The organism is Aurantimonas sp. A2-1-M11 (assembly GCF_036549475.1).
Taxonomy (GTDB): domain Bacteria; phylum Pseudomonadota; class Alphaproteobacteria; order Rhizobiales; family Rhizobiaceae; genus Aurantimonas.
In genome coordinates, this window is sequence record NZ_JAZHLI010000105.1 from 415 (window position 1) to 9035 (window position 8621).

An 8621-nucleotide genomic window follows, 5' to 3' on the forward strand; every position below is an offset into this window, starting at 1 on the left:
TTTGCCCGCCCAAAAACGTATGGCTCGCCCCGTCTGCAAGGGATTTCTTTCCGGCTTTTCAGTCTGCGCCAACGTATCCGGTCTCGGGGCTTGATGGTCTCCCTGGCCAGGATGGAGCTTTCGCGCGTGCCGATCCTCATAAACGGTGCGGCGCCAAGCGCCATTTTTTTGGTCAGGATTTCGGCACACCGTTCGACTGTCAGGCCATCTTTTCAGTCCGCTCACAGACAACGCCAGCCGAAGGATGCTCTCCCTGGCCGATCTCTAATTTTCTCATGCGGCCGATGGCCGGAAAGGGCAGAACCGGATCGTTCCCGTGGGGACGATGGGCAAGGCGATCTCGTTGAGAGTCCAGATCCTGCCAGCGAAAGCCAGCAAGGTCGTGAAACAGATTGAGACGCGTTGCCCTTCCTGACCCCATCATGCGGCGGCTATACGCCGACCGCGAAGAGAAGCGCGTAACCCGCGGGGCGTCATGATCCGGAAATGCCGAAAGGAGCAGCTTGACCTTAACGACCCCAATCAGAGAGGGCTCTCAGCACGGCCTCAGTCGGCCGATGCCATCGCTTTCATCCAGCGCCTTACGCCGTCTTGCCAGGTAGGAAGCGCGTATCCGAACACCCGCTCGAACATCTCGGTGCTAAGCCGAGAATTGGCTGGACGGCGCGCCGGCGTCGGATACTCGCTCGTGGCGATTGGTGTCACCACCGCAGTCTGACCGCCGCGCTCGGCCGAGCGAGCAAAAACTTCGCGCGCCAACCCCGCCCACGTGGTCTCTCCTTGAGCTACCATGTGGAACACTCCCCTCCAGCTCTCGCCGTCCGGAGCATCCAATATAGCATTTACCACCGCATCGATGCCGGCAGCGATGTCCGGCGCGTAGGTTGGTGTGCCTTGCTGGTCGGCAACCACGGAAACGACTCCGCGATCCTTCGCCAAGGCCAGCATCGTCTTGGCAAAGTTCTTCCCGTGCGGGCTGAATACCCAAGCGGTACGCAGGATGACGTGTCGCGGATTAGCTTGGGCGACGGCGGCTTCACCAGCAAGCTTCGATGAGCCGTAGACTCCCGTCGGGCCGGTCGGATCCGCTTCGGTATACGGTGATGCCTTGTCACCGGCGAAGACGTAGTCCGTGGAGACGTGGATGACGGGCAGCCCGACGGCGGCGGCGGCCGCGGCGACATTGCCGGCGCCGGCATCGTTAACGGCGTAAGCTTGCTCGGGCTCGCTTTCGGCCTTGTCTACCGCGGTGAAGGCGGCCGGGTTAACGACGAGCAGGGGCTCGAATCGCGCGATCGCTCTCTCCACGGACGCCTTGTCGGTTATGTCGAGTTCCGGACGCCCCCTTGTAACATAACGGACGCGCCCAGACCGAAACTCCGAAAGAGACTGCGCAACCTGGCCGCACTGGCCGGTAACAAGTACGACCGGCAAACTCATTCGCTTGCCGCCGTTCCTAGACGCTGGCCGGAGTAGCGGCCGTCCCTGATTGGACGCCACCACGCCTCGTTTTCAATATACCAGGCGATCGTCTTCTCAAGGCCGGTTTCGAAGGTTTCCTGAGCTTTCCAGCCAAGCTCACTCTCAATACGCGTCGCATCCATTGCATAGCGAAGGTCGTGGCCGGGGCGATCCGTCACAAACGTGATCAACTCACGCCGACTGCTTCCGTCCGCGTGCGGTATTAATCTGTCAATTGTGTCGCAGATCGCCTGCACGACGGCCAGATTGGAGCGCTCGTTCCGACCCCCTATATTGTAAGAACGACCCGGCTCGCCTTTGGTGACTACCAGTTCCAGTGCGCGCGCGTGATCGTCAACATAGAGCCAATCCCGCACGTTTGCACCCTTGCCGTAGACGGGTAGCGGTCTTCCCGCGAGACCGTTGAGGATCATCAACGGAATGAGTTTTTCCGGGAAATGATACGGTCCGTAATTGTTGGAGCAGTTCGATAGGACGACCGGCAACCCATAAGTATGGTGCCACGCCATCACGAGATGATCCGATGCAGCCTTCGTTGCCGAGTATGGCGAGGAGGGAGCGTATGGCGTGTTCTCCGTGAAAAGTCCACCTTTCAGCGGCAGGTCGCCATAGACCTCATCGGTTGAGATATGGTGGAACCGGAACGCGTCCTTACTAACTGACGGCAGTTCCGACCAGTAGGTGCGGGCAGCCTCCAGCAACTCGTAAGTGCCGACGATATTGGTCTCAATGAACTGGCCAGGCCCATCGATAGAGCGGTCAACATGGCTTTCGGCGGCCAAGTGCATCACGGCGTCGACAGCTTCGCTGCGCAAAAGGTCGCAGATCTTAACCCGGTTCCGTATGTCGCAGCACACAAAACGGTACCTTTGATCGTCGGCTAGAGGTTGAACCGACGATAGGCTCGCTGCGTAAGTCAAAGCATCCACGTTGATGACCGAGTGCTCGGTCGAGCGGATCAGATGCCTGCAAACGGCCGACCCAATGAATCCGGCGCCGCCGGTTACTAGAATTTTCATTTGTATTTGCCGTTTGCATCGAAAATGAAGGCTGGCGGAACATCTGCTAGGAACGGCGCTTCACGATCCTTGTCAGAAACGATCGGCACGGTGCGGCCGAGACGCCAATCAACCCCAATCTCAGGGTCATCCCAACGAATAGAACGGTCATGCTCACGCGACCAAGGCGCGGTGACCTTATAAAATACCTCGGTGCAGGGCTCCAGAGTCAGGAATCCGTGTGCGAACCCGATGGGCACGAGGAGTTGATTGAAGGCCTCGGCGGAAAGTTCGATGGCCACCCATTTGCGGTAAGTCGGCGAATGCTTGCGGATGTCAACCGCCACGTCGAGAATGCGACCTCGCAAGACCCGGACCAGTTTGGCCTGGGCGAAGGGAAGCTCCTGATAATGTAGGCCCCGTAGCGTGTGGACGGATGTAGAGAACGACTGGTTGTCCTGCATCCAGTCGAGATTAATGCCAGCCTCTGCAAGCTGGTACCGATTGAAAGTCTCGGCGAAGAAGCCGCGCTCGTCACCGAAGCGCTTGGGTATGATCTCGATCACTCCCGGCAAGCTTAACGGGCGCGCCTCAATCATGCGTATTCTCCGTCTGCGTCGCTTTAATCGGAGCGTTCTCGTCGATCCGGGGCGCTGAAGCAACCGGATTTTGTCGTTAAACGCATGCAGTTGTGCGGTGTGGCAAGCAGGAGACTGCGCGCTGCGTTCGGTACCTGATTGGAGTGGAGTTCACCCCGTTTTGACCGGACAGGCGGGATAGCCGATAAGGTAGGCATCCGCCTATGAGTACGACTATGTCGAAAGCTACTGACGGCACGTTTCCGCGGGTTGAAGTGATCACCTCCGTGCAACGCCGGCGGCGATGGTCGACGGCCGAGGAGGTCCGTCTCGTCGAAGAGGCGATGCAGCCCATGAGCGTGTCGTTCGTGGCGCGCCAGGCCGACATCTCCCCCTCGCAGCTCTTTGCCTGGAAGCGCCGCATACTGGAAGGCGGCCATGCCGCCGTTCAGGCCGACGAGGATGTCGTCGGCACATCCCGGCTCCGCGATCTGGAGAAGCGGGTCCGTGATCTTGAGCGTCTGCTCAGCAGGAAGACGATGGAGAACGAGATGTAGCGCGACGATCTGGGTGAGAGATCCGGCGTCGCGGCGATGTAGATTGTTGCCGTCGGTGGCGCCGATGGCAAGGGCCGTGTTCTCACCCTGATTGTCGCGCCGCAACGAGATCCTCAAGAAGGCACTCGACGTCGCTCGCCCCAAAAAACGCCTGTCGCCATTGCTGTCCTGGAGCGATGCCACGGACGGTTCACGGTGAGCGCCGTGGCGCGGACGCTGGACGTCGCTCGTTCCCTCATCAACGAGCGACGCGGCAGGACGGTGACGCCGTGGGTCCATATCGCAATAGCGGAGAGTTTCTCCATGGATCGCCATGACGCGAGAGCTGCGAAAGCCGATCTTGGACGTCCTGATATAATCTGTTCCGCCATCCGACACCTCCCCAAAGCGCGAGGTCAGTCGATTACGTCAGAGCGAAATCCGCTAGTTTCCGAGGCGTCCAGTTGTCTGAGTCATATCGTCGCAACCCAAACCACCAGAACCGATTCTTGTCAATGCAGACGTTCTAAGCCTGCCAAAGCAGTGCTAGACGGACCGCTCCTCCGCGATCCGAAGGAGATACTGCCCATAATCGCTCTTCCCATATCGCATACCGACGTCCTTCAACTGGCCACGATCAATGAAGCCTTGGCGGAATGCAATCTCTTCCGGACACGCAATTTTGAAGCTCTGGCGGTGGTTGAGAGTGCGCACGAACTCGGCCGCTTCGAGGAGGGAATCGGGCGTTCCGGTGTCCAGCCATGCATAGCCCCGCCCCATCGTCTCCACCGCGAGACGACCCTCTTCCAGATAGACTCGATTGAGATCGGTAATTTCGAGCTCACCGCGCTGCGAGGGCTTGAGCGTCTTAACGATGTTTGCGGCGTGGCCATCGTAGAAGTAAAGGCCGGTCACGGCCCAGTTCGATTTCGGTGCGGCGGGCTTCTCCTCAAGCGAAATCGCGCTTCCATCGGCATCGAATTCAACTACGCCGTAACGTTCGGGATCGCTAACGTGATACGCGAAAACGGTTGCCGTGTCGTCCCGTTCCGCCGCGCTCTTCAAGATGTCAGGAAGACCATGCCCATAAAACAGGTTGTCCCCAAGAATTAGGGCGGATCTTTCGCCCGCAACGAACTCCTCGCCGATGAGGTAGGCCTGAGCGAGCCCGTCCGGATTGGGCTGCTCAGCATAGCTAAACTTCAGCCCGAGACCATGGCCGCTGCCCAATAGCTGCCGAAAGCGGGGCAGATCATGCGGCGTCGAGATGATCAGGATCTCACGAATCCCCGCCAACATCAAGGTGGACAGTGGATAGTAGATCATCGGCTTGTCGTAGACTGGCAAGAGCTGCTTCGATGCCGAAAGCGTCATCGGATGCAGCCTCGTGCCACTCCCACCAGCCAGAATAATGCCCTTCATCAATCTTCAACCATTCTACGCATTCCAAATTTCGAGGATACCTAACATCAGTGGACAATCAGAGTAAATTGAGATGGAGCCAAACCGTGTGGTGTAGCCGGCGGCGATGGCCGTACAGTTCCGGCCAGGCCAGATTGATCAAAGGTGGCTCGGCGAGATCCTTTCGCCCCTCATACGCGTCTCCGGCGGCATACTCTGATCAGCCCCCACCTACGGTTCCAATTGGAATGTTTGTAACCGGTACGACGGTGGCGGTGCCTTCTGACCCGGCTGCGGTTTTTCCAACTCCGGCGTATGGTGAGACCATCCGGGACTGGGGCACCGGCAGCACGAAAGTGCGGGCAGGCCGACGTATTCGATGAACTGAGAGCTCGCCTTTAGTAGCTGGCCGCCCCTTCGACTTGCCCGGTTGCGGCGAGAGCGCGGATCCGCAGGTCTCGTGTCGCCGGCAGCTCCCGTTTCCTTGACAAGGGAAGGAGTAGCCGATGAAGCGGGTAATTGGAATGGACATCCACCGCACATTTGCGGAGGTGGTGTTCTGGGAAGGAGGAAGGCTATCGGAGCCGCCGGAGCGGGAGATGACGACGGCAGTCTCGCGCATGGAGATCGTCCTGACTTGCGGACGGCGGATAGTCGCGGATGTCGATGCCGAGGCTCTGGCCCGCGTCGTCGCCGTCCTGGACCAGCCATGATCCCGGTTCCGAGCGGAGTGCTTGTCTGGCTGGCGACCGGGCACACGGATAGGCGCCGCGGCTCTTCGAGGGTTCGCGATCTGGAGAAACGGGTCCGCGACCTCGCGCGGTTGCTTGGCCGCAAGACGATGGAGAACGAGATCCTCAAGGAGGCGCTCGACATTGCCCGCCCAAAAACGTATGGCTCGCCCCGTCTGCAAGGGATTTCTTTCCGGCTTTTCAGTCTGCGCCAACGTATCCGGTCTCGGGGCTTGATGGTCGTCCCCGGCCAGGATGGAGCTTTCGCGCGTGCCGATCCTCATAAACGGTGCGGCGCCAAGCGCCATTTTTTTGGTCAGGATTTCGGCACACCGTTCGACTGTCAGGCCATCTTTTCAGTCCGCTCACAGACAACGCCAGCCGAAGGATGCTCTCCCTGGCCGATCTCTAATTTTCTCATGCGGCCGATGGCCGGAAAGGGCAGAACCGGATCGTTCCCGTGGGGACGATGGGCAAGGCGATCTCGTTGAGAGTCCAGATCCTGCCAGCGAAAGCCAGCAAGGTCGTGAAACAGATTGAGACGNTGACGCCCCCATCTCGAAGGGGCGCCCGCTGTTCAGCACCGCCCAGATGATTCTCGCCATCTTCGATGCCAGCGCGACGACGACCGTGTTGATATGCGCTCGCGACAGCAGTCCTCGTACCCACTCGCCCAGCGGAGTCGTTCCCTTGGCCAGGCTCGGCAGCGCCGCTCGCGCTCCATGAATAAGCATTCGCCTGAGATAGCCGTTTCCGCGTTTGGTGATCCCCAGAAGTTTCGGTTTGCCGCCGGTCGTCATCTGGCGAGGGACAAGACCTAACCAGGCCGCAAGGTCACGGCCACGACCGAACGTCTCGCCTTTTCCGATCGAAGCGACGAACGCGGTTGCATTCAAAGGGCCGATCCCCGGTATTGTCGTGAGGAGCTTCATCGATGTATCCGCGCGAGCAAGTTCCGCGAACTCCGCGTCAAAGGCGGCAATTCGGTCATCGAGGGCGCGCCATTCGGCTCGCATATCCTCGATCAAAACCCGCATACGACGGCTGATCGCCATCTCACCGGCAAGGAGCTGTTCCAATCGAAGTTCAAGCTTGCGCCGCCATTTGGCGATCATGATCCCCCGCTCGAGAAGGATTGCCCGAAGCTGATTGATCAGCGTCGTTCGCTCGCCGACAAGACGATCTCGGGCCCGGTGAAGGGTCTGCACGTCGAGTTGCTCGTCGCTCTTCAGTTCAACGAAGCGCATCGTGGGACGGGTCGCCGCTTCCGCGATTGCCTCTGCATCCCGATCGTCGTTCTTTTGCGCCGCCTTGCTCGCGCAGCTGCCGGCCAAGATGATGAGCGCCGCAACAGGCTTCCATCGCCATCACGCAGACCGGCATTCTCGCTGCCAGCTTCGATACGCTTTCCCGACGTATCCTGCGCCGCAGCAGCACTTTTCCGGCTTCGTTCAAGCCTACGACGCTGCAAACGTCCTTCCCAAGATCGATACCAAGAACTTTGACTTCATTCATAGGCTCGCCTCCGTGCCACCCTAATCGACGACGCAATCATGCGCTGAGGAAGAGGGGCGAGCCATTCCATAAACGGACATCGCCCTTGCTGTCGTGGAGCGATCCGACGGACGGTTTCCGTTGAGCGCGGTGGCGAGGACGTTGAACGTCGCTCGTTCTCACATCAACGAGCGACGCGGCAGGGCGGTCAAACCTCGGGGCCCTTATCGCAAGGCGGAAGACGCCGAGTTCCTGGCGTCGATCCGCACCATCGTGGACGCCCGTCCGACCTACGGCTACCGCCGGGTGACGGCTCTCCTGAACCGCCGGCTGCGCCTCGAAGGCAAGCCTACGGTCAACGCCAAGCGAGTTCTGCGGATTACGCAGCATCACCGCCTGACGCTGGAACGCCATACGGCCAGCCGTTCCGGACGAACCCATGACGGCGTAGTCATCGCCCTGCGCTCGAACGTGCGATGGTGCTCGGACCACCTGGAGATCCATGCGCGGAACCGCGAAGTCGTACGCATTCTCTTCGTGCTCGACGCCTGCGACCGCGAGATTATCGCCTGGCTTGCCGTCGCCAACGCCGGCGTCTCCGGCGAGATGGTACGCGACCTCATGGTCGCCGCCGTCGAACGCCGCTTCGGAACGACGCGAACGCCGCACGCGGTCGAATGGCTTTCGGACAACGGCAGCGCCTACATCGCCAAGGATACGGCCGACACAGCGCGGGCTCTCGGCCTGACGCTACTCTTCACGGCCGTTCGAAGCCCTGAAAGCAACGGCAGGTCAGAAGCCTTCGTCAAAACGCTGAAACGCGACTACACTCGGGTGACGATCCTGCCCGACGCCGACACCATCCTCGCCTTGCTGCCCCTCTGGATCGAGGACTATTGCGAGGTCCACCCGCACACAGGACTGAAATTCCGCTCGCCCCGTGAGTTCATCAGGCTCAGTGCCTAAACCCAACCGCCATCTGTCTGGCGAAACGGGGTCCACTCCATGGCGCTGCCGCGCAAAGGCCGGTGAAAAACCGGCATCGGTTTCCTCAGGAGCAGTAGAGAGCTAACGGGGTCAGGGTGCTTTCAGGCGATCCCGAATGTAGCGCTCTTCACCTATTGGGGCGTGAGGTCCCGGTCTCCGTGTAGCGTTGTACCAAGTCTCGGATTGGTCGTGGTCGAGTAGCTCGGCTATTCGGCTTCGCCCTCACAGATCCGGGCATGCGGCTTTCCCGCACCCGGCTCTTCCCGGAAGTTAACCGCATGGTACCCTTCGTGGCGTCCATGGACGAGTGATGCGTGCGCGCGGTAGGGGAAGACGCGCGGTCACCTCCTCGAACCATTGCCAGCCCATCCGGCGGTTCTTCTGGCTTCGCCTTCGCAGGCATGTGAACCAGAT

General features: G+C 60.1%; 5 protein-coding genes and 3 pseudogenes. 3 read left to right on the forward strand and 5 right to left on the reverse strand.

The features are described 5' to 3' along the window. Positions 1 to 546 precede the first annotated feature (546 nt). From rfbD to rfbC, 3 genes are read right to left on the reverse strand one after another with little or no spacing between them, the layout of a single operon-like run. Positions 547 to 1440, reverse strand: a complete 894-nt coding sequence (rfbD, locus tag VQ042_RS23560; RefSeq protein WP_331822720.1) for a dTDP-4-dehydrorhamnose reductase — start codon at positions 1438 to 1440, stop codon at positions 547 to 549. After that, positions 1437 to 2501: a dTDP-glucose 4,6-dehydratase gene (gene rfbB / locus VQ042_RS23565; RefSeq protein WP_331822721.1), complete on the reverse strand. Its 1065-nt coding sequence runs from the start codon at positions 2499 to 2501 to the stop codon at positions 1437 to 1439. Before rfbB ends, rfbD begins: the two co-directional genes overlap by 4 nt. After that, on the reverse strand, positions 2498 to 3079 hold the full coding sequence (gene rfbC / locus VQ042_RS23570; RefSeq protein WP_331822722.1) for a dTDP-4-dehydrorhamnose 3,5-epimerase: 582 nt from the start codon (positions 3077 to 3079) through the stop codon (positions 2498 to 2500). Before rfbC ends, rfbB begins: the two co-directional genes overlap by 4 nt. A 203-nt stretch (positions 3080 to 3282) precedes the next feature. Between rfbC and VQ042_RS23575 the strand changes: the two are divergent. After that, positions 3283 to 3612: pseudogene (locus tag VQ042_RS23575) on the forward strand (transposase); the annotation flags it as partial. A 528-nt stretch (positions 3613 to 4140) separates the two neighbouring features. Here VQ042_RS23575 and rfbA read toward each other — a convergent pair. Then, positions 4141 to 5016: a glucose-1-phosphate thymidylyltransferase RfbA gene (gene rfbA / locus VQ042_RS23580; protein WP_331822723.1), complete on the reverse strand. Its 876-nt coding sequence runs from the start codon at positions 5014 to 5016 to the stop codon at positions 4141 to 4143. Positions 5017 to 5501: 485 nt separating this feature from the next. Between rfbA and VQ042_RS23585 the strand changes: the two genes are divergently transcribed. Beyond that, positions 5502 to 5708 (forward strand): hypothetical protein, encoded by a 207-nt coding sequence (locus VQ042_RS23585; protein ID WP_331822724.1) that lies wholly within the window; start codon positions 5502 to 5504, stop codon positions 5706 to 5708. Between the two features lie 566 nt (positions 5709 to 6274). Here VQ042_RS23585 and VQ042_RS23590 read toward each other — a convergent pair. After that, positions 6275 to 7241 (reverse strand): annotated as a pseudogene (locus tag VQ042_RS23590) (IS110 family transposase); the annotation flags it as partial. 72 nt (positions 7242 to 7313) lie between these two features. On the opposite strand from VQ042_RS23590, the pseudogene VQ042_RS23595 reads away from it, so the two are divergent. Continuing rightward, positions 7314 to 8186, forward strand: a pseudogene (locus VQ042_RS23595) (IS3 family transposase); the annotation flags it as partial. Positions 8187 to 8621 lie beyond the last annotated feature (435 nt).